Raw genomic sequence first — 22,256 nt, forward strand, 5'->3', positions numbered from 1 at the left:
TCTTCAATCAGTCAGAGTTCTTGAAGTATGGTTTGAAATTGGAGTCCTGCGCTCTCGGGCTCTTCGGTCCTTTCGGACGATTGCCGCGACCGCCTTCAAAATGACGGCCTCCGCGCTTTCCTTCGAAACGGCGTCCTTCTCTGTCGCCGCGGCCTTCACGGTCGCCGCGTCCTTCGAAGTGTCTTCTCGGGCGGTTTCCGCCTTCGAAACGACGGTGTCCGCCGCCGTTTCTTCTTCTGAAGTTCGGAGCTTCTTCCGTGATCTTGACCGGAGTAACGTCCGGCTGTTTGGTCAGCAGTTTGATAGCTGCTGCAACGAGGGATACGGAGTCTTGGTCATTCAGGAGTTCTTCAGCGCTTTCGCGGAACTGTTCGAGTCCGCCAGCCTGAGCTGTTTCGGAAAGGCTTTCAATAGCAGCCTTCTGATTTTCTTCGATGACTTCGGTCAGTGTCGGTACAGAGCGGCGGGTAATACGGCGGCGGATGACTCTTTCGATGTCACGCAGCTGGCCCATTTCTCTGGAAATGACGAATGTCGTAGCAAGACCGGTCTGTCCTGCGCGGCCTGTACGGCCTACGCGGTGTACATAGATTTCCGGATCCTGCGGCATATCGAAGTTGTATACGTGGGTAACGCCGGAAATATCAAGGCCTCTGGCAGCCACGTCGGTAGCAACGAGGATATCGATGGTGCCTTCCTTGAACTGGCGTACGACGGTATCTCTCTTCTGCTGGGACAGGTCGCCATGAAGACCTTCGGCCATGTAGCCTCTCTTCTTCAGAGCTTCGGTGACTTCATCGCAGCGGCGCTTGGTGCGTACGAATACGATGGCCAGTTCCGGATCCTGCATATCGAGCAGACGGCAGAGTGCGTCGAATTTCTGACGGTCCGGCAGTTCGATGTATTCCTGTTCGATCAGGTCGATGGTTACGGTAGCCGCCTTGATCTTGACGACTTCCGGATCCTTCAGGAATGTTTCAGCGAGTTCGCGGATCGGTCCAGGCATGGTAGCGGAGAAGAACATGGTCTGTCTTTCTTCCGGAATAGCAGCAAGGATCGTGCGGATGTCGTCGATGAATCCCATATCGACCATTTCATCGCCTTCATCAAGGACGAGAATCTGTACATTGGAGAGGTCGATCGTGCCGCGCTTCATATGATCCATCAGACGGCCCGGGGTAGCTACGATGATGTTTGGTTTCTTGCGGAGTGCCTTGAACTGGCGTTCAATATCCTGGCCGCCGTAGATTGGCAGTGCGTGGATTGGCAGGTACTGTGCAAGATGGTTGATTTCTTCAGCGGACTGGATAGCCAGTTCTCTGGTTGGCGAAAGGATGACTGCCTGCGGACCTGGTTTTGTTGTGTCAATGCGTTCCAGTACAGGGATACCGAATGCTGCGGTTTTACCTGTGCCTGTCTGTGCCTGACCAATCAGATCCTTTCCGGAAAGTGCTACTGGAATGGAGACCTTCTGGATCGGGGTCGGTTCCTCGAACCCCATATCCTTTACGGCCTGCAGAATTTCCGGCTGGATTCCTAATTCGTCAAAAGTTTCGTACATGTGTTTCCTCCTGTGTGCGCCATGGGTACGCATTCGCTCATCGCTAATAAAAAAGGCAGGCGTCTCAATCTATGCATCTTTGCATCTTCCGGGTCTTCGTATCTGCGGATCCATCCGCTCCCGGGCACTAAAAAAAGAGAACACTACAAGCGTCTCTCCCATGATTTACGTTTCTCGGTTGTCCGTTCTCGTTAGTACATGCCTGCTCATTGGTATCATTATATCACACCTTTTCAATTAAAAGTAAAATATTTCAGAAAATATCAAAAATAGTCAATATTTTTTAGAAAAAGGGTACACTTTTATCTATAATCCCTCAAAATCAGAAATATTTCCTGAAAACGGCTGGAAATACCACATAACCACCGAAATACTATTCCATTTCATACAGATTGTCATAGAAGCAAAACGGGAGCATCCGCCGCTTCCTCATCCAGGAAATGCATCCACGCAAAGAAAAAGCCGCAGGAAATGCATTGCACTCCCGCAGCTCTCTACATAGTCTCTCTATATTCTCTTACAGTCTGACCTGCATGCCTGTGAACCATTCTCTTCCATGGACGTAAAGGTCGTCCACTTTCTTATCGAACCAGTTATAGACGCCGGCCGTCATGGACCAGTCGCCCCAGCGTTTCCGGATGGATGTATTCAGCGTCTGGAACGTATACGATTCATCATCGAAGCGGTAGTGGTCCTGGAACGTATCCCAGACAGCGCCCGACCAGCCGTAATCATCATGATCATCATAGAAAAGAGCGGCCGTCACCGTATGGCGCGCGCGGTTGTCGAGCATCGTGCCGTCCGTCTTGTTCACGGCATCGAGGTACACATGCGAAAGTCGCCAGTTCCAGCGGCTTCCCATCGGCGCGGTAAGCTCCGTCTCCACGCCCTCGATGTCAGCGCGGTTCACGTTTTCATAATGGTAGACGGCATCGCTCACCTGCACGATGTCGATCAGGTTCTTCACGCGGTTCTTGAACCATGTCACCTTGCCCTTGAGATTTCCCATTTCCCATTCATACGAAAGATCGAGCGAGCGGGATTTCTCCGGAGAAAGATCGGGATTGCCGTAAATGCGGTACGCAAAATGGTTGAGATCGAGGTACATTTCCGAAACTGTCGGTGCGCGGTATCCGGCGCCATAGTCTGCCTTGATCCTGTTATGGGAATCCAGCTCCCATGTCGCGCCCAGCCTTGGCACGCCGTAATCGCCGAAGCGGTTGTTATGCTCCATGCGGAAGGAAGGTGTCAGCGTCACGCCGCCTCCCATCGTCCAGAAATCCGTCACATAGAGCGCCGCATTCTCGATGCTGTGTCCTTCTTCCTCTTTTCCTTCGCCAAGGCGCGTCCCCGTGTACGACGTCATGCGGTAATCCCCGCCGTACGTCACGCGGTGCTTGTCAAAGGTCATCGTGTCTTTCCCGGAAAGCGCCCACTCCGTGTACTTAGCCTTGTCGTAATCGCTGGCTGGGTACAACGTGTCCAGCATGGAATTCACAAAAGGCGGAAGGATGCCCGTGAAATCAGGGCGGTCATTGCTCGTCTTTGAATTCTTCGTGAGGCGGCTGTAGGAAACGCTGCCTTCGTATTCATTTCTGTCTGTCTTTCCTGTATACGTCAGGAACGTGTCCGTCTCATGACGGTCGATGCGGCTTCTGTCGTCCTTCTGGAGCGGCAGGTACAGCCGGCCCATCTGCATGCCGCCATCAGCAAAGCGCGTCAGCATCGATTCATCGAAGTAATTCACGCCGAAGCGCACCTTGTTCTCATTCCTGTTCTCGAAATCATAGACCGTATCAAGCCCGATTTCCTGCCTTCTGCCATAGCCCGGGACGTCCCAGCCGTCCGTAATGATGCCGCGTTCATCCGTCCCCTGGTTCCTGTAGGAAAGAGGGCGCACTTTTGCCGTGCTGTAATGGAAAGTAGAATTCCAGCGGCCAAGTTTCCCCGTCGTATAGCTAAGGTCCTCTCCCCACTCCGCCTCCCCCGTATGGAAGCCGAGCACCGTTTCTTCCTTGTCAGGCTTCTTCGTGATGATATTGATGACGCCGCCCATGCCGTCCGATCCGTACATCGCGCCCGACGGGCCCCTCACGACTTCGATCTTGTCGATCGTGGAAAGAGGAATCCTTGAAAGAAGGTAGGCATTCTTCGTCTGGCTCGTATCCTCATCTGCCATGCGCCTGCCGTCGACAAGGATCAGTACCTGATTCGTATTCATGCCGCGCAGCATCACCTGCGTGCCGCCCATCGAAGCCGTGCTGCCGGCCTTGCCGCTTGAAAGATTAATCCCCGTCACAAGCTCCAGGGCCTGCGTCGCATTCACCGCGCCAAGGCTTTCGATTCCCTTCTGATCGACGACCTGGACCGCCTGCGGTTCCTTCTTCGATTCGACGGGCATCTTTTCTGCCGTCACAACCATTTCCGGAAGCGAATATACATCTTCTGCGCCGGAAGAAATCGGCATCAAGAGAGCCCCTCCCAGCGAAAGAAGCACTGCCTTCTTTATTATATTTTTCTTATTAATAGAGCCGCGCGGCTGATTCATCATAATCCCCCTTGCCAGAGCCTGACAAGCAGGCTGCCTGTATTCATTCCTTTCTATTATACTTCATGGTCCGGATGCGCTCTCAAAAAATTTTTCAAAAAATATTTATGTAACCTATTGAATATTTATTCTAAAGGTTGTATTATTATCTCAATCCAAAAGCGTGCGGATTTTTATATTTCCTAAAAAATTCAGATTTAATGGAAATTATCCACATATCCGCCGGATATCGTTTATGCAAGATTGCATAAACATGCATTTATACCATAGAAAAGAGGTCCTCGGAATGTACGAAAAGGAAGTCAAGGAAAAAACATCGCAGATCCTGCCAAAGGTGGTGGGATGGAGACGACACTTCCATGAATATCCTGAAGTGTCCGGAGAAGAAAAAGAGACTTCCCTTTATATCCAGCAGGTCCTCACTGAACTCGGCATCCCTTTCGAAACAGGATTCTTCGGAACGGCAGTCCTAGGGACGATCAAAGGCGATCTTCCCGGAAAGACCGTAGCCCTCAGAGCCGACATGGATGCCCTCCCCGTCACCGAACTGACAGGCCTGCCCTTTGCTTCGAAAAACAAAGGCGTCATGCACGCATGCGGCCACGACGGCCACATGTCCATCCTTCTCGGTGCTGCCGCTGTCCTCCAGTCCATGAAGAGCCAGCTCCACGGCACTGTGAAGCTCGTATTCCAGCCGGCTGAAGAAGAAGCCTCCATCGGAGGCGGACGCCACATCGCTGCTTCCGGCAAGCTCGATGACATCGAAGAAATCTACGGCCTCCACGTATGGCCTGAACTTCCCGTCGGACAGGTCGGACTGAAAAAAGGAAATCTCATGGCAGCATCCGATCGTTTCTACGTCCATGTCAAAGGGAAATCCACCCACGCAGCACAGCCGCACAATGGCACTGATGCCCTCGTAGCCGCCGCCCACTTCATCATCGACGTGCAGACACTCATTTCCCGTGAGATGAATCCGATGGAAAACGTCGTATGCACCATCGGCCTCATGAATGCAGGCACCCGCTACAACGTAGGCGTCGAAGATGCTTACCTCGAAGGCACCGTCCGTACTTACACACCTGCCCTTCGCGACAAGATGGAACAGCGTCTGGGAGAACTCCTCAAAGGGCTCGACTACACGTTTGGCACCCATTCCGAACTGAACTACGTACGCGGCCACAGCGCCACGATCAATACACCGGAAAAGATCGACTTCCTCGATGACGTCGCCAAGACCTACATCGGCAAGGAACACATCACCCATCCGGAATTCCCGTCCATGTGCGCAGAAGACTTCTCCTACTACCTTGAAAAATTCCCCGGCGCCTTCCTCTGGCTCGGTACCGGCAAGGAAGGGACTCCTGCCCTGCACAATGCAAGCTTCGCTTTAGACGAATCCATCCTTCCACTGGGCATCATCATGGAAGCAGGCGCCTGCCTCGAAGCTTTAGCCAAAGAATAATCCCGTTCGAAAGAACATTTCCCTCTGAGAGGTATATCATGAAAAGCTTACTCAATAAACCGTTCCTGAGCATGACCGACTACACACCCGAAGAATTCGCATACTACCTGGACCTCGCAGCCGCTCTTAAAAAAGACAAAAAAGAAGGCAAGGAAATCCAGACACTGAAGGGCAAGAACTTCGCCCTCATCTTCGAAAAGGATTCCACACGAACCCGCTGTGCATTCGAAGTCGCTGCCAGAGACCAGGGCGCTTTCACCACATACCTCGGACCGACAGGCAGCCAGATCGGCAAGAAAGAATCCATTGCCGACACCGCCCGCGTCCTCGCATCCATGTTCGACGCGATCGAATACAGAGGCTTCAAGCAGTCCGCTGTCGAAGAACTCGCAGCCAAGGCAGGCGTTCCCGTCTGGAACGGCCTCACCGACTACGACCACCCGACACAGACCCTCGCCAATTTCCTGACGCTGAAGGAACATTTCAAGAAACCGCTGAATGAACTCTCCTTCGCTTACGTCGGACACGGACAGTCCAACATGGCGCACGCCCTCATGGCCGGCGCAGCCCTTGCAGGCATGGACTTCCGCATCATCGGGCCCGCCCAGTTCTTCCCTGAAGACGATTTCCTCGCCAAATGCCAGAAAATTGCAGAGAAGACCGGTGCTACCTTCACCTTCACCGACGATCCCATCGAAGGCGTCAAAGGCCTCGACGTCATCTACACCGGAGTCTGGGTCACCATGGGCGACCCCTACGAACTCTGGGGCGAACGCATCAAACTCTTCATGCCATACCGCATCACGATGGACATAATCAAGAACACCGGAAATCCGGACACCGTCTTCTGCCACTGCCTCCCGGCCTTCCATAATACCGAGACAAAAGTCGGCAAGGACATCTACGAAAGATTCGGCCTCGACGGCATCGAAGTCACAGACGACGTCTTCGAAGCGCCGTTCTCCCTGGCCTTCCAGGAAGCCGCCAACAGGCTCCCGACCATCAAAGCCGTGATGGTCGCCTCATTTGCCGAGTATCCCATTCATGAATAAGAAAGAAGGATGAGTATCATGACACAGAAATCACTGCCAAAAGTCTTTATCGTCGGAGAATCAGGAACCACGGGCCTCCGCCTGCATGACCGCCTGTCCGGCAGAAAAGACATCGACCTTCTTTCCCTTCCCGAAGACAAGAAAAAGGACATCGATACCATCGTTTCCTTCGCCAAGGAAGCCGACATCATGTTCCTCTGCCTTCCGGATGATGCATCCAGGGAAATCGTCAAAGCCACCGAAGGCACAGGCATCCGCATCCTCGACACCTCGACTGCCCACCGGACGAAAGAGGACTGGGTCTACGGATTCCCTGAACTTTCCGAGCAGCAGAAAGACGCCATCGCCAAAGCGGATAAAGTCGCAGTCCCTGGCTGCCACGCATCCGGCGTCATTTCCATCCTCTACCCGCTCGTCAAAGCCGGCGTCCTCCCGATCAATTACCCGCTCCACTGCTTCTCCCTCACCGGTTACAGCGGCGGCGGCAAATCCATGATCAAGGACTACGAAGAAAACATGAGAGAAGAACTCAAGGCACCCCGCCAGTACGGACTCTCCCAGAAGCACAAGCACCTTCCGGAAATCACGAAAGTCTGCAAACTCTGCGAAGAACCGATCTTCTCGCCAATCGTAGCCGACTATGTGGCCGGCATGCAGGTCACCATCGGCTTCCACACCCATTTCCTGCAGCTCCCCTGCGGACTTCCCGGATCCGTCGACATCGACGATTTCCATGAAATCTACAAACGCTGCTACAACGGTTCCAATATCGTCAAAATTTCTGATCTTACCACCGACGAAACGAACGGCCTCTTCCTCAATGCGAACAAGGATGCCGGCAAAGACAGCCTCACCATCTACATCGCAGGAAACGACGACCGCATCCTCGTCCTCGCCTCCTTTGACAACCTCGGCAAAGGCGCTTCCGGAGCTGCCATCGAATGCATGAACATCATGCTCGGCTTCCCGGCAGAGACCGGCCTTGTCCTCTAAGCAAAAGCGGCTCCTTCCATAAGGAGGGAGCCCTCTTTATACCCCGAAAAGGAGACTTACCATGAACCAGGCAAGCAATGCAGTACGCGCCGAGATCCTCACCCAGGCGATCCCGTACATCAAAGAATACGCAGGAAAATACGTCGTTGCCAAGTACGGCGGAAATGCAATGACCGATCCGGAACTGAAGAAATCCGTCATGCAGGACATCCTTCTTCTCCGCCTCGTCGGCGTCAATGTCATCCTCGTCCATGGAGGCGGCCCTGACATCAACCATATGCTGGATGCCCTCCACATCGAATCCCACTTCGTGAACGGTCTCCGCGTCACGACCGAAGACACCATGGAAGTCGTGCAGATGGTCCTTGCCGGCAAGATCAATAAAGGCCTCGTCGCTGAACTCACAGCCCTTGGCGGAAAGGCAGCCGGCCTCTGCGGCATCGACGGCAACCTCATCCACGTCCACACCAAGGACCCGGCCCTCGGCCTTGTAGGAGAAATCGACGCCGTCAATAAAGGCATCATCGACAACCTCCTCGCCGGCGGCTACATCCCCGTCATTTCCTCCGTCGGCATCGACGACAAAGGACAGCCGCACAACATCAATGCCGACACAGCAGCCACTGAAATCGCAGCTGCCCTGAACGCCGAATGTCTCGTCTTCATGAGCAACATCGACGGCGTCCTCAAGGACAAGGACAACCCCTGCAGCCTCATCAAGTCCCTCACCGTCGAAGAGACGGAAGCCTTGAAGAAAGACGGCACCATCGCAGGCGGCATGATCCCCAAAGTCGACGGATGCACCGACGCCATCAAAGGCGGCGTCAAGAAAGTCTTCATCATCAATGGAGAGATCCCGCACGCTCTCCTCATCGAACTCTTAACCGACGAAGGACTCGGAACCATGTTCTCCGCCTGATCGAATACAGCAAAGGAGCCAGACCCATGAATACATTTGAAAAAGACAAGACCTACATCACCCATACCTACAACAGATACCCCGTATGCTTCGTCAAGGGAGAAGGATCCCACCTCTATGACGACAAAGGCAAAGAATACATCGACATGGGCACCGGCATAGGCGTCGACGTCCTCGGCATTTCCTACGAACCCTGGATCGAAGCCGTCACCAAACAGCTCCATACCCTGAACCACGTATCCAACCTTTTCTACACCATGCCCCAGACAGACCTGGCACAGGCGCTCTGCGAAAAGACAGGCATGAAGGACGTATTCTTCTCCAACTCCGGCGCTGAAGCCAATGAATGCGCCATCAAGGGAGCCAGAAAATACTCCATCGACAAGTACGGCAAGGACAGAACCACCATCGTCACCCTGATCAACAGCTTCCACGGCCGTACCATCACCACCCTCGCCGCAACCGGCCAGGACGTATTCCACCAGAACTTCTTCCCCCTGACAGAAGGATTCCTCTACACACCGGCCAATGACCTCGATGCCTTCATCAAACTCTGCGAAGCCCATCCGGAAATCTGCGCCGTCATGGTAGAACCTATCCAGGGCGAAGGCGGCGTCCATCCCCTCGATAAAGACTTCTTCGAAGGCGTCGGCGCTTATGCCAAGGAACATGACATCCTTCTCGTCGTCGACGAAGTACAGACAGGAAACGGCCGTACAGGAAAACTCTACGGCTACATGAACTACGACGTCACCCCGGACATCATCTCCACCGCCAAAGGCCTGGGCGGCGGCCTTCCGATCGGAGCCACCCTCTTTGGAGAAAAAACAAAAGACGTCCTCTCCAGCGGCACCCACGGCTCCACCTTCGGCGGCAACCCGATCGTCTGCGCAGGCGCCCTCGCCATCCTTGATCACATCGATGACAAGCTCCTTGATTCCGTCACTGAAAAAGGCAAATTCATCAAAGAAAGCTTCGAAGGTGCCAAAGGCGTCAAATCCGTAGCAGGCATGGGCCTCATGTGGGGCATCGAACCAGAAAAAGACGTCTCCACTATCGTTCCCAAACTCCTTGAAAAAGGCGTCGTCGTACTGACAGCGAAAGAAAAAATCCGTCTCCTCCCTGCGCTCAACATTCCTGAAGAAGACCTTGAAAAAGCAGTCTCCATCATGAAAGAAGTTCTCGCAGAAGACTAAAGCTAACATAAAAAGGCTGTAGCGAAATGATTGCACATTTCGCCACAGCCTTTTTGCTTGGGGGAAAACAGGTTTACTTGTGTTCTGCTATGAACCTTCTTACCAGATGATTCAGGACTGCCGTCGGCGTCAGGTAAAGATCCAGGCATGCTTTCTTGAAATCACGCTTGAGCTCCTTATTCATGCGGAATGCTTCCATCGCTGAGCCTTCCCTGCCCATGGCGACGGGGCTGAATCCATCCGCATTTCCTTTCTTCACGAACGACGCCGCCAGACCATTCAGGACCTCCCGCTGCGACCTTCCCATCGCCTTGCAGATCCTCCCGAACTCCTCCTTGTCCCTTTCCAGGATGAAGAACGTCATCTGCGACGTATCTGAAGACGATGGATTCTTCGCACTGTCCAGCTTTTTCATCATTTCCTGATGATCCTTCCCATACCGCTCCACATAAAGCGCCATAAAAGCCGTCAGCACATTCGATACCGCAAATCCCGCCTGGCTGCACGTTTCCTTCAGAAGATCACGAGAAGACTCGGGCATCTCCACCCTTGCCGCACAGTCCTTCACGATTTCAAAAGAAAGAGCCGGCAGATCAGACTCCACCATCTCAGGATGACGCCCGTACTCGTCGATGAAAGCAAGGATCGTCGAGCGCGCATCGCTCCCATTGGCCCGGCAAAGGTACATGAACTTCTTCTTCAGCGCATACGAAGTCTTGAAACTCGTGACTACACTCTTCTCCACTCCGCGGATTTCCTTCGTATCCTTCGAAAGAGTCTCCCCCTTCACCGCATACCAGCACATGAAAGCATTCAGCATCGCAGTCACTGAGCATCCATAATGCTCGCAATTCTCCGCGAGGCGATCCTTCACCGTAGAAGGCACACGCGCAATGAAACGCTCCGTCAAAAGCGAACCCGACGCTCCCTGCTGCTCCATCCTTTCCTTCACTCCTTCCACCAGTGACAAAAGCTCACGCGACCAGTCCCGCCCAGCCGAAAGATCCGACAAGTACTCCTCCGCCATCCTGTTCATGACAGCATTCCCGGTCATATGCGCCGCCTTGCAACGCTCAAAGAAATGCGCGCGAAGGACCGGAAACGCAGCGATATAAACCTCCTTCGCCGCATCCTTCCCCCGCCCCTTCCTGGCAGCCAGAGTAATCCTTCCCACCGAATCCATCATGCTCACTCCATTCCAAGGGACACATCCACAAAAGACGCCTTCCCGCATCCCGGACTCCTGATCTCCCCTCTACTATCAGTATAATTTTTACCATGACAAATCCTGTCCATTTCAAGAGCCAAGCAAAAATATTTTTGAAGAAACATCAAAAAAGCCATAAAAAAAGAAAGATTCACCAAAGTGAACCTTTCAAAGAGAAACATGAGCTGCCTATGCGGCAGTGATTTTTCGCGCTCCAATTTTTGCTATAATATATATAGAAGATTTTTTTGAGAGGAGTGAACTAAAATGATTCGTAAGCTTACATCTTTACTCCTGACTATATATCATAAAATAAGCGACATTCTTAATTACTTATCTTCAGATAATTATCACCTTTTAGTTAATATTGCATGTCTCATTTTTATGACTCCTGTTGTACTTGTTGCCTTTTCATTTATGCTTATACCTATTTCTGCGGTCTGTGGCGTTGTCTTCCCCGATAATGTCGTATTTTCCACTTTATTTATTTACGGGATTCTTGTCATTTTTGTCCTCTATAAGGACTATCAAGGAACTAAAAATATGTAAAAAACAAAAGGCTGTCCCCTCTGCTGAAGAGTGGACGGCCTTTTGTTTTTTTTTACAATCCCAGCGTGTCACGGACATAGAGATAATCCGTGCCGTTGATAGTGCATCTAAGATAGCGCACCCAGCCTTCCGAAATCCTCCCTCATTGTGACTTTACTTCTTTTCTGCAACAGCCTTCTTTTTACCAATCAAAATATCGCTAACCCGGCAAAGCCCGTAAACAGCACAAAGCGTCCACATAATTTTCTTAAGTTTTCCATTTGGATAGAAAGCTGTTTGAATCGCCTGGCACAACATGTATAAATCTGAATAATTCTTAGTCATTTTCATTCCTCCATCCCTAAAAAACATCAACCGCTCTCTACTCAATTATAATTTTTATCATGACAAACTCTGTCCACATCAATAGCCAGATAGAAATATTTTTTGAGGAAACCTCAAAAAAGCAATAAAAAAGAAAGATTCCGCTAAATGAATCTCCCTGAGTGGAACATGAACTGCTTGTATGGCAGTGTCTTTCAGTGGCATTTCATCACTTTTGATTATGATATAATAAAGAAAAGGAATAACTTGTATCAAAGGAAGTGAGCAGCATGAATTCCGAAAATAATAACTTATTCTTTTCTATAGTAGAAAAAATAATATATGCATTAGCGGCTATTGCCAGCCTTGTCATCATGTTTCCCTTTTTGCTTATCGCAACTATTTTGGCAGCAATTCCGATTCTATTCATTTGTATGCTGCTTTTCCCTCAGAGTTATATCCTTCCCGCCGCTCTAATTTTAACAGTAATTTTCATTATTTTTGCTATTATCAATAATTGGAATGCAACCCGCTAACAAAATGTAAGAGGCTGTGACAAAATGCACAATCATTTTGTCACAGCCTCTTACATTTTGTTGCGTAATAAAGACCTGCGCCAATTTCTAAGCTGCCTACGCGGCAGTGATCGTGCCTTCCATGCTGAAAGATGAAAACATCCATTTTTAAACTGCCTATACGGCAGTGATCTGCATCAAAGCATATGCGGAAACGCCTCAAATTTTCTAAACTGCCTATACGGCAGTGATCACCGTCATCAAATACCCGCCCCCTGTTTCCTCTGTTTCTAAACTGCCTATACGGCAGTGATCTCGTATTTGGCGAGGCCGTTGATCGTGATGGACTTTCTAAACTGCCTATACGGCAGTGATCCTGCTTAGGAGATAATCCGGCAACAGTCGCAATTTCTAAACTGCCTATACGGCAGTGATCTTTAGTCCTGGCATCATGGTGCATCAATGCATTTTCTAAACTGCCTATACGGCAGTGATCGCTGCGCATTGATTAGTGCGTTGACTGTAGTCTTTCTAAACTGCCTATACGGCAGTGATCGCGCGCTTCCATCGCCTTTGCGGCTGCGGTCATTTCTAAACTGCCTATACGGCAGTGATCTAATACTGGCCTTTAAGGTCAGCAAGGTCAAATTTCTAAACTGCCTATACGGCAGTGATCATGCCAAGATCCTCCATGCTGTCTCCACGGATTTTCTAAACTGCCTATACGGCAGTGATCTATTTATCGTAGCCATCCATGCCATACTTATTTTTCTAAACTGCCTATACGGCAGTGATCCGGAACAACGCCGCCACAAAATCCTTTGTCCTTTTCTAAACTGCCTATACGGCAGTGATCGTATCAACCGCGCAATTTCGTTATAGTCAAACTTTCTAAACTGCCTATACGGCAGTGATCTGACAAGATGAAGGTTTCTTTACAGGCGGCAATTTCTAAACTGCCTATACGGCAGTGATCGACCTACGGAAATTGGTCTGGCAGGCAAAAAATTTCTAAACTGCCTATACGGCAGTGATCCTGTTGAACAAGGAACGGGGCAGGGCCAAGAATTTCTAAACTGCCTATACGGCAGTGATCCTTAGCTTTTGTTAATTTTTGTTTACTTTGAGTTTCTAAACTGCCTATACGGCAGTGATCAAGTTTTTCTACTGTATTCATTCTTGGATAACTTTCTAAACTGCCTATACGGCAGTGATCACGGCGTTCAACTTTTCAAAGGATAATTTGCAATTTCTAAACTGCCTATACGGCAGTGATCGTGACACCAACACTGTATTTGCAACCGGGGAATTTCTAAACTGCCTATACGGCAGTGATCATACGGATGCAGAAGGCGTTGAGCGTGACCTTTTTCTAAACTGCCTATACGGCAGTGATCTTCAATCGCTCTGATTTCTTCAAGCTGTTCATTTTCTAAACTGCCTATACGGCAGTGATCGATCTTGCAAAGCTGAAAGACCTTCATTCACATTTCTAAACTGCCTATACGGCAGTGATCTATGCAAATGCATAGATATTTCTTAGATTTTATCATACCATTCGGAATTACGTGATGCAAAACCCTTTTTAAGGGGGCTTCGAAAAAAGCACGATAAAATCCAGCTTTTCCCGAAGCCTTTTTTATTTGGGTCAAAATTCAGGTACCGCAACACCTTTGCTAAGACCATAAGAAGTGAATTCGCCCTGGCCTTCTTCTTTCTTTTCTTCTTTTTTGATGAAAAGATTGAAGATTTGTCCTGTAGATAAGCTCTTTAGCTGAATGAAAGGAAGATCATACTTTTCTTCTCTTTGATTCAGCAGTTTAAATGCTTCCTTTTCAGTAACTTCAGGATGCCTTTTTGTATACCGGCGAGCTTTTCTCGCAATGGAGCTGTCCGGCTGGTATCTGGTGAATTTTACGTAGCCTTTCACTTTGGATTTCGGTACTTCACGAATGCTTGTGATATGAACGTAATCACTCAATCGTCTCAGTGCTTTTTTCAGATCCAGTTTTTTCAGATCTGCTTCTTCCGGTGCAAAAACTCTTGCCTTTTTCCCAATAGTTCCATCGGCATATTCAGGAAATGAGATTCCATAGATTTGTTTATGTTCTATATTTTCCCGTTCGGCGAATGCCAAATGAATCTGTGCATAGACTTTTGTCCAAAGGAAATCCGGTGGAATTTCAGCATCCGGAATCAATGTAATTTCTTGATAGTATTTCATCATAATAAATTACTCGTTATCGTTCTTGCCAAAGACACCGCCGCGTACCAAGACTGCCATGACATAGTTTTTATCATCATCGGAATCAAGATCTACACCATTGGAATAATCATCGAAGAGTGTATAGAAGTCTTTCTTTTCTGTTGGTGTTCTGTAAGCAATGCCCATGTTTGTGACGGCGCCAAATGGTTCAGCAGCAATTGGTCCTGTCTCAATATCATCAAAGCTCGGATACCACGTATCAATTGTACGAATAGCGTTACCAAGTTTCTGAGAATGCATAGCCGCAATATCATTTACCTGATAAAGTACTTTGCTCTTTTTATCTTTACCCTCCACTTTGTCTTTATTCAGGATCATTTCTTCACTGGGATATACTTCCTGGCCCTGCCCTTCGAAAGCAAATGCCGTGACTTTCAGGAGAAGATAGTCTCTTCTTCCACAAAGCGCATCAGCAATGAGACCTGCCAGTTCTTCTACATCATCAGAAGTAGCACCGAAATCTTTCAGAGAGAAATCGTATGCATTAAAGATCCATTCTTTTTCCACACCTTCTTCTTTCAAAACGGCAACATGGACTTCAATTTTTTCTGCACCGACACGGTTTCTCCAGAGGAAACGGCCATTTGCAAGGTTCAGCGCATAGCGACGGGACAATTCCTTGAATCCATTTTCTGCAATGAAATTTTCTCCCATTTTCTTGATGCTTTCATAATGCTTTGGTTCGCTGCAGGCACATGGATACTGAACGCCAGAGAGTACTTTGACTGTGAATTCAAGTTTTAACGTATCCTGATCTAAATTTAAAGAAGCACTGTCAACAGTTTGAGGATTAGCATTCTGAATCTTCTCGTTCAGTTTGGCTGGATCCCCTTTAACTGCTTTCGTTTGGCGGTTAGAAACTGTGCCACGAACTGATTTTTCTTGAAGTCGGACTGGAACAGCTTTGTCGTTTCTGTCTTCCCATGTTGTTCCAAACATATAACCATCGGATACAACCAGTTTCTTTTCAAATGCAAGTACTTCCCCTTTATCTTTTTTTGCCATTTTATATTCCTCCCTAATTAAATTTTCTGATTTCTGCAAAGATACAATTCTTGACTTTCATCGTAAGCATAACGCCACATCATATCGTCAATTGAATCAAAATGATATGGCATGCGGAATTCGCCAAGTGTTACGACACTTTCTGCGAAACGATGCTGCGTTTCTTTATCACGCTGATTTCTGCAGATTCCTAGTGGTGATAACCCCTTAAAGCCTACAGCAATTGGGACGATCCATCCTGTACCTTTTCTGGAATAATCCCACCCTGTAACCTTCCCGCTTTCATCTTTTCGTGCGCTCATATTGACTTTCGTATAGTCAAGTAGTGCATCAAGACCGTTGGCGCCATTTCCCATCTCCTGCTTCAGAATATCGCGTCTTTCAATGATGACATAGCCAGGCATGAGCCTACTTCTTAGATGGCGTACTTCAGCCAAATTATCTTCATTTGCAGCTTCTATACTAATACTTTGTATGCCATTGATGTCTCCACCTGCAATTTTCATCCGCCAGATTTCATTCCGAACTTTTTCCAGCAGAGTCTCTTTTTCATCAGCTTTAAAACCCTTCATCTCAATCAAAATAGAAACAACAAGATCAATGCGCGGTTCTTCAATGGCCGAGGGTCTGGTTCCATCTATTTTTAGTGGATTAGCTGTATTAACAATAGCATTTGCATAAGCACCTTTAAACACATGAAGTCTTGTTTTGTGGAAGCTGACTGCGACACCTGTAAAATGGATCTCTGAAAAACCAGTATCTTCTCCCTTTTTTCGCTCCAGACCACGAACCTTTCTTTCGAGAGCATGAACAGCTCCCAGCCATGCCGTCATAGCAGGAACTCCGATCGTATATGTACTGCTCATCGCATTTGCGTTATGAATTTTCACTTTTCTAATCACAAGATATTTGCTCATAATCCCAGTCTCACCTCCTCACGCAGCTGATCATAAATGGCATTTCTGAAATAATCTGTCTCTGCATCGCCAAGAGCCACTTTTTGCTTCCCTTTTATTTTTTCATAGATATAGATAATCCAGCGTGTGAAATCTTTGCTGACAGCTTCTATCCACTTGTCATCTTTTCTTTCGCTTTCGTATGCATTGTCAAGCCAGATTTTCTGGGAACGTGGAAGTTCATCATACTTTTCATCATCACTCCATCCAGAAGGATTCTCTTCACGAATTCTACCCGCTGTCATCATGGCAGTATCAATGATTCCTCCGATGATTCGATCCCTCTTATCTCTAATGTTTGCATTATTCCAATTGATTTTAAACAATGCGTGCAACCGGGATACGAATGACTTGTATTCTGAATACGGAACGGATTCTCTAAAGAAATTCCGCTTGGGAAGAATTAAATCCCGTTTATTTAGAACAGGGGGCATTGATGAAAGAAGATAAGCTTCTCCATGGTAAAGCTTATTGAGTCCACTGACGTTCTGCGGTTTTGTCCCGCCAAAGGTGATGACCGTCTTATCCCAGATATCGCTGCAGTCTTTTCCATAGTTTGGACTTTTAGACTGTTTAGAATCCATACAGTTTCTGCAAATTATATCCACCTTATTAAATAAAGTATATGACTCACTAGTACTGGGAAGAATAGTTAAAAGATGATACTCACCTTTACCAATTGGGAAATAAACTTGTCTGAGATCTTTATCTGTATAACCTTCTGTACTTTTCTTAAGTCCCATAAACTGCTGGTACAAGTTTTCAGTGTCAAAACCAAACGTTTTAAGTTCATCAGCTTTTCCATCTCTATTTAAAATATGCTCAAAGATCGTTAAACCATCATTCATTTTATAAAGAAGAAGTGACGCTGATGTCATGACCCCTGCAGATGTATACACAATATCGGTTTTGCTCTGAGTATTTTCTGTTGTTAAATATCCATCAGGACGTTCTTTCTCTTCAACATAGATATGAACTTTACTATCTGGATTTGTAAACTTTCCAACGTGTGTCGCTAATGCGTACCCCAGTATTTCTGTATTAAAATGATCACTTACCCACTTGCTAATTTCTATCTTCAAATCATCTTCATTAATGGACTCATCCAACAATTTTTTGTATTTTTCTGTCTCCTTCTTAGCCGCTTCCTTCTTAGCCGCTGCTTTGGCTTTAATTTCTAGAAATTCCGCAATTTCTCCCAAGTTTCTCCCTTCCTCTCTTTTTTTAAACACGTGCTTTTGAAAATAATCCGAATTGATCAGAATAAAACCATTCTTTCTCTAAATTGTCAGGTATGATGATTTCTCCATACTTTTTAGACGTTTCTAAAAGAATTTCTTCTTCTTGTCTGGGGTCTGAATCATTTACATAATGTTCCAATGCGTCTTTATAATTCCTTTTCAGCCATAAGTTTTTCTCGATCCCATCCTCAAATTTTGGAAATGCTTCAATGCTTCTCTTTCTTCCCACGGAAACAAATTCCTTATCTATATACTCGGAGAACTTGATTTTGTTATCTTCAAACAACACTGTCAGTTTGACGTCAGGATATGTCTTCTCTCTAAAATGATTAAATTTCTGTGGCAATGCGGTCATCCACCAATACTCTTCATTCCAACCATTCATTGTCTTTGCTCCGCCGTTTTCTTTATCGTTGAAATCTTCCATTACTTTCTGCTCGAGATCAATTAAATTCGTTCTCCAGCTTAGCGGATCTTCTTTTCTAATACGCGGGATGGAATCAATCCTCTTTAAGACATCCTCTTTCAGAATATCTTTAAGATCATGACTTTCCAGCTTATTCTTTCCACTTTCATAGCCTGGATAAATAAATGCAGGTGACTTTCCATTTAATCCTCTTATATTCCATCGCATAACGGCTATATTTTTCTTCTCAATATTCCCGCTCATGATTCTATGACGGAGGACTCGTCCGGCAAGCTGGATAATCGAACGATATGACGAAGGCTCAATCACTGACCAATCCAGATCGTGATCCCTGCCTACTTCTTCTACTGGCGTTGCAACAATAATGAAAACGACATAATCTGTTGTTGCTTGATCAATATGTTTTCGGAGAACCGGATCCTTGATATCAACAGGCTCTCCATATAAAGTTTTCCTCTTCAATATATGGTCAAGGTATTTTTCCTGCTCATGACGAAGCAGTAAAATCTGCCGGCTGTGATAGGTCATAATACGCGGTGTTATATCATCTTTATCCCAATCCGTATTCTGCAGTAAGTACAAGCTGACTTTGACACAGGGTTCAATATTTGCCATACGAACGACACCGATAGATACCTTTTTCCCTGTTTTCTTATCTACAACAAAATTCTCTTTAGAAAGACGGACAATTTGTCTCCGGATACTTTCAAAGTACGATTGCATCTTGCCAGATTTGGCAGCTCCAGTGTCTTCCCCGCAGTCAGCTATGTATCCCGACCTCCTTATTATTTGTCGTGTTAATTTAGCGACGCGCTTTTCGATGAATGACTGATGAAATGCGCTATAGTCGGAATCATCATCTGTATTCATGAACTTCATCTCAGTTCGGAACTCATCACAGAGTACGACACTGACACGCTTCTTTGAAATAAAGAAACTGTTCCTGCATTTCACACCGGCTATATAGGCACGGTACATACCTTCTGCCAGATCAGGAGGAATTGTCGCTGACGAAAGAACGACATTTCTTCCATACATTCCCGCCAGATGCACGAGCCGGGAAATGGCAGTCAGGTCTTTTTGCGCAAAGTCATCAATTTCATCGATAACAAGGTCAGAGGACATCAGCCGGAGCATCGGAAGGATGAAGCGTCCGCCTCGGACTGTTTCCGTAGCCCCCATAATATGATCGATTGTCGCAACGAGAACGGGTTTGTACAAGAAAGCACTGTTCTTATCTGCATCGATTCCTCTCGCAGGTTTGAAGAAAATATTCATGAAAGCTCGCTGCTCATCGTTCAAAGAGTCTTCATAAGCAAGCCCTTCAGCGAGAGATATATCTTCGCCGTCTTCATCTTCCATTGCTGATCGTTTTTCTTCCAGCTCCTTATCTCCTTCGTGAAGTTCCAGAACTGCTTTTGACCCGATCAATACAGCAAGGTCATCTTTGCTGAGTTTGATTCTTTCTCTGTACTCATCGCCGGTCTGCAGTGTCAGAGTACGGAGTCCTAGTGCCAGAATGTAACGCAGGGAATCGCCTCCCGGAGAAAGTGCTCTCATAATTTTTGCATTGGCAAAAGTTTTACCACATCCGGTACTTGCCATATTGATAACAAAAGATACCTGATCTTCTCCTCGAGCTTTCCGGAAATTTCGTATTGTCTCAGCCGCCTTATCTTGCCAAGAAAACTTTCCAGGGCTTCTCTTCTTCAAAGCTTTGACGTCATACGTCTTTTCCATCTCTTCCGCAAATCTAGGCAGCTGATGCGCTACGCGGAGTGCTTGATCTGAAACGCCCGTCACATGCTCCTCCAGAAACTGGTTCTTCTCAGATTTTCTTTTCTTATTCCTAAAAGAAAAGGTATTTGCCCAGAGATCTCTCGCTCCCCACTTCCCGTCGTCCTGCTTCGTATCACCATCAAGGGAAGAAAAATAATGGTCTCCCAAAACGAGTGCCAGACGAGCATTAAGCAGTATTTCACGGAAAGCAGGATCATAGTCAGGATTTTTCATGATCTGCTTCAAGGTATCGTAATCCTGAAGAAGTCTGCCAGTCCATTTCTTCAGATGCTTTTTCCAAATGTTTCCTTCATTCCAAAGTACCCCATGAGAAAAGCGGAAACATTCCTGCCGCTTCTCTACAAAATCCGGATCATCATTTTCGTATCCCCATGATGATTTCAAACTTTTCATCATTTCATAAAAAGTTTCTCGTTTTTCATCTTCGTAAGCACGCCGGTCATCTTTCTTTAAATCCGGCAGTTTATGATGTGAAAGAATCAGCCAGGTGAGACATTCTGCGGCAGGCGGAAGCTTCTTTAGCTTCGTTACATCCGATTTCCCCGCTTTTGCTTCATTTTCCAAGATATTTAAAACAGTTTCTTCCTCAAATGTGCCATCAGCAAACTTTTTGAGCCAAGGTGTATCATCTTCAAAATCGCCTGATGCTTCTACGCATGCTTCAATCATCTTGCAGCTCATCCATTCGTGACGGAAGGGATCTCGCTCTTTCGTTCCTGCGCGCAGCTTCTTTTGAAAGAAATCCGAGGCTTTGCCCCAATCATGAAAAAGTCCCGCCAGACCTGCCAGCTCTTTAACGATCGGCAGGTACTGCCAATCATTCTCCCACTCACTGTGTATAATTTTCTTTTTCGTTGTATTAACGGGTACAGCACCTGAATCATTGAACTGACTCCTGTCGCCGACGATCCACAATAAATCGCTTCTTGCCCTCGACCGGATCCAGTGGCAGGAAACTGCCGTATTTTTTGTCGCATTTCTCCGAAGCGCAGTCCGCACGGCTTCCAGACCGTCTGCGGTAATAACAGTGCGCCAGGCGTCATCCCCGATTCTTTCCGCAAAGCTGTCCAAGATTGTACGGACCGTTTTCTGTGACTTGCCTGTGCTTCGGCTGATCAATAATACCATCATAGGAAATCACCCGGCCCATATTTCAAACTACTGCGTTGGACGATTTCAAACATGTAATCCAGTGCTTTATGTTCTGTCAATTTATTCAGACATGTCATCCGGAAATGCTTGTCATCATCACCTCTAGCTGCTGAAATAAAACTCCAAGGCAGAATAATTGAGTCTTTGATCAGGTCTGCTACATCAAAGACAAGCGCACCGCGTCTTGTTTTACCATGCATGACCGCAAACCCATGCGGAATTCCCAGTACCCAGAGAGTGCAAGCTGCCAAACCATAGGCAAGGTAGTTTCCATGATTCAGGAAGATGTTCGCTTCATCATCACCGTCATGATTCCTGGTAAAATCCGGAAGTCTGGTTCTCTTAGCTGCATATTTATAGAGGGACTTGGTGAATTTTGCTTCTGACAGTAGCAGTTCCGTTACGTCTTTTGCACTGTCTATCTTACCTCTATAAACAGCAAGCGCTCTTTCGATTTCAGGATCGTCCGCATTGAAATTTTCCTCATGCAGATCCCTGTCTTTCCCCCATGTTTTTTCAAGGAAATCACATCTAGCTCTTTGGAAGTCTCTTGCCGTTTCGAGGCGTTTTTCTTTGTTCATCCAAAACGAGATCCATCCTTGCATATACTCCGTCGGACGATATTCGCTCTGCGGCATCATCCATTCAATATCCGTACCGGCAAAAAGAGGCGTACCACCGCCCCCGCAAAATCCGATCATGACACCTGCAGAAGCAAGCACCCGGACAGCTGCCTGCGTCAAAGATGTACCGCTCCCCAAAAGAATGACCGTCGTATTGGCAACAGGAATATTCCAGAATAAATTTTCATCGCTGCTTTCAGTCAAGTAGACGACACGTCCATCCTTCTGCATGACGCGGCATTTCTCAAGATAATAAATATTGGCACGTTTAGAATGCAGAATCGCTTTGTAATTCGATTTCTTCAGAATCTCTTTCATCGCAGTTCCTCTTCGAAAAATGATTTATCTCTATATTTTTTATTTACGGATTTTTAATAAGTTGTTTTTATTATAACAAATAAACATGTCACGCTTTGTCATAGGAATGTACTATAAAAAACTTTTATGCCAGGCATTTCCTCTAACGCATGTCAAAGAT

The 22,256-nt window shown here is 47.2% G+C and carries 16 protein-coding genes and 1 CRISPR repeat array; of the genes, 6 read left to right on the forward strand and 10 right to left on the reverse strand.

Features of this window, described 5'->3' with window-relative positions; genetic code table 11:
- Window positions 1-7: 7 nt before the first annotated feature.
- Together OIM03_09405 and OIM03_09410 are read right to left on the reverse strand one after the other, a co-directional pair.
- Window positions 8-1,561: a DEAD/DEAH box helicase gene (locus OIM03_09405; protein ID HJI74465.1), complete on the reverse strand. Its 1,554-nt coding sequence runs from the start codon at window positions 1,559-1,561 to the stop codon at window positions 8-10.
- A gap of 517 nt (window positions 1,562-2,078) precedes the next feature.
- A complete protein-coding gene (locus OIM03_09410; GenBank protein HJI74466.1) occupies window positions 2,079-4,112 on the reverse strand; it encodes a TonB-dependent receptor in 2,034 nt (677 codons plus the stop codon).
- 283 nt (window positions 4,113-4,395) lie between these two features.
- Between OIM03_09410 and OIM03_09415 the strand changes: the two genes are divergently transcribed.
- The 5 genes from OIM03_09415 (at window position 4,396) to OIM03_09435 (ending at window position 9,734) form a co-directional block, all read left to right on the forward strand.
- Window positions 4,396-5,574, forward strand: a complete 1,179-nt coding sequence (locus OIM03_09415) for an amidohydrolase (protein HJI74467.1) — start codon at window positions 4,396-4,398, stop codon at window positions 5,572-5,574.
- A 35-nt stretch (window positions 5,575-5,609) separates the two neighbouring features.
- Window positions 5,610-6,626 carry an ornithine carbamoyltransferase gene (gene argF, locus OIM03_09420; protein HJI74468.1) on the forward strand — a complete coding sequence of 339 codons (1,017 nt, stop codon included), beginning with the start codon at window positions 5,610-5,612 and terminating at the stop codon, window positions 6,624-6,626.
- 18 nt (window positions 6,627-6,644) lie between these two features.
- On the forward strand, window positions 6,645-7,619 hold the full coding sequence (gene argC, locus OIM03_09425; protein ID HJI74469.1) for an N-acetyl-gamma-glutamyl-phosphate reductase: 975 nt from the start codon (window positions 6,645-6,647) through the stop codon (window positions 7,617-7,619).
- Between the two features lie 61 nt (window positions 7,620-7,680).
- Window positions 7,681-8,538, forward strand: a complete 858-nt coding sequence (gene argB, locus OIM03_09430; protein ID HJI74470.1) for an acetylglutamate kinase — start codon at window positions 7,681-7,683, stop codon at window positions 8,536-8,538.
- A gap of 26 nt (window positions 8,539-8,564) precedes the next feature.
- Window positions 8,565-9,734: an aspartate aminotransferase family protein gene (locus tag OIM03_09435; protein HJI74471.1), complete on the forward strand. Its 1,170-nt coding sequence runs from the start codon at window positions 8,565-8,567 to the stop codon at window positions 9,732-9,734.
- A 73-nt stretch (window positions 9,735-9,807) separates the two neighbouring features.
- On the opposite strand, the gene OIM03_09440 is transcribed toward OIM03_09435, so the two are convergent.
- Together OIM03_09440 and OIM03_09445 are read right to left on the reverse strand one after the other, a co-directional pair.
- Complete coding sequence (locus OIM03_09440) at window positions 9,808-10,920, reverse strand: hypothetical protein (protein HJI74472.1); 1,113 nt, start codon at window positions 10,918-10,920, stop codon at window positions 9,808-9,810.
- 723 nt (window positions 10,921-11,643) lie between these two features.
- The gene (locus tag OIM03_09445; GenBank protein HJI74473.1) at window positions 11,644-11,814 is read right to left on the reverse strand and encodes a hypothetical protein; all 171 of its coding nucleotides are present in this window, start codon (window positions 11,812-11,814) and stop codon (window positions 11,644-11,646) included.
- A gap of 269 nt (window positions 11,815-12,083) precedes the next feature.
- Between OIM03_09445 and OIM03_09450 the strand changes: the two genes are divergently transcribed.
- The gene (locus OIM03_09450; protein HJI74474.1) at window positions 12,084-12,329 is read left to right on the forward strand and encodes a hypothetical protein; all 246 of its coding nucleotides are present in this window, start codon (window positions 12,084-12,086) and stop codon (window positions 12,327-12,329) included.
- A gap of 84 nt (window positions 12,330-12,413) precedes the next feature.
- Window positions 12,414-13,825: direct repeats of the CRISPR family, unit length 28 nt; unit sequence TTTCTAAACTGCCTATACGGCAGTGATC.
- 131 nt (window positions 13,826-13,956) lie between these two features.
- Here OIM03_09450 and cas6f read toward each other — a convergent pair.
- From cas6f to cas1f, 6 genes are read right to left on the reverse strand one after another with little or no spacing between them, the layout of a single operon-like run.
- Window positions 13,957-14,535 carry a type I-F CRISPR-associated endoribonuclease Cas6/Csy4 gene (cas6f, locus tag OIM03_09455; protein ID HJI74475.1) on the reverse strand — a complete coding sequence of 193 codons (579 nt, stop codon included), beginning with the start codon at window positions 14,533-14,535 and terminating at the stop codon, window positions 13,957-13,959.
- Window positions 14,536-14,541: 6 nt separating this feature from the next.
- Window positions 14,542-15,579, reverse strand: a complete 1,038-nt coding sequence (gene csy3 / locus OIM03_09460; GenBank protein HJI74476.1) for a type I-F CRISPR-associated protein Csy3 — start codon at window positions 15,577-15,579, stop codon at window positions 14,542-14,544.
- Window positions 15,580-15,596: 17 nt separating this feature from the next.
- The gene (csy2, locus tag OIM03_09465) at window positions 15,597-16,496 is read right to left on the reverse strand and encodes a type I-F CRISPR-associated protein Csy2 (GenBank protein HJI74477.1); all 900 of its coding nucleotides are present in this window, start codon (window positions 16,494-16,496) and stop codon (window positions 15,597-15,599) included.
- Entirely contained in the window at window positions 16,493-17,737 is a 1,245-nt protein-coding gene (locus OIM03_09470; GenBank protein ID HJI74478.1) for a type I-F CRISPR-associated protein Csy1, read from the reverse strand. Before OIM03_09470 ends, csy2 begins: the two co-directional genes overlap by 4 nt.
- Window positions 17,738-17,759: 22 nt before the next feature.
- Window positions 17,760-21,134, reverse strand: coding sequence for a type I-F CRISPR-associated helicase Cas3f (gene cas3f, locus OIM03_09475; protein ID HJI74479.1), 3,375 nt, complete (start codon window positions 21,132-21,134; stop codon window positions 17,760-17,762).
- Entirely contained in the window at window positions 21,131-22,096 is a 966-nt protein-coding gene (cas1f, locus tag OIM03_09480) for a type I-F CRISPR-associated endonuclease Cas1f (protein ID HJI74480.1), read from the reverse strand. The genes cas3f and cas1f overlap by 4 nt, the downstream gene beginning before the upstream one ends.
- Window positions 22,097-22,256: the final 160 nt, after the last annotated feature.

It is taken from the genome of Veillonellaceae bacterium, from assembly GCA_025992895.1.
Lineage (GTDB): Bacteria > Bacillota > Negativicutes > Veillonellales > Dialisteraceae > Dialister.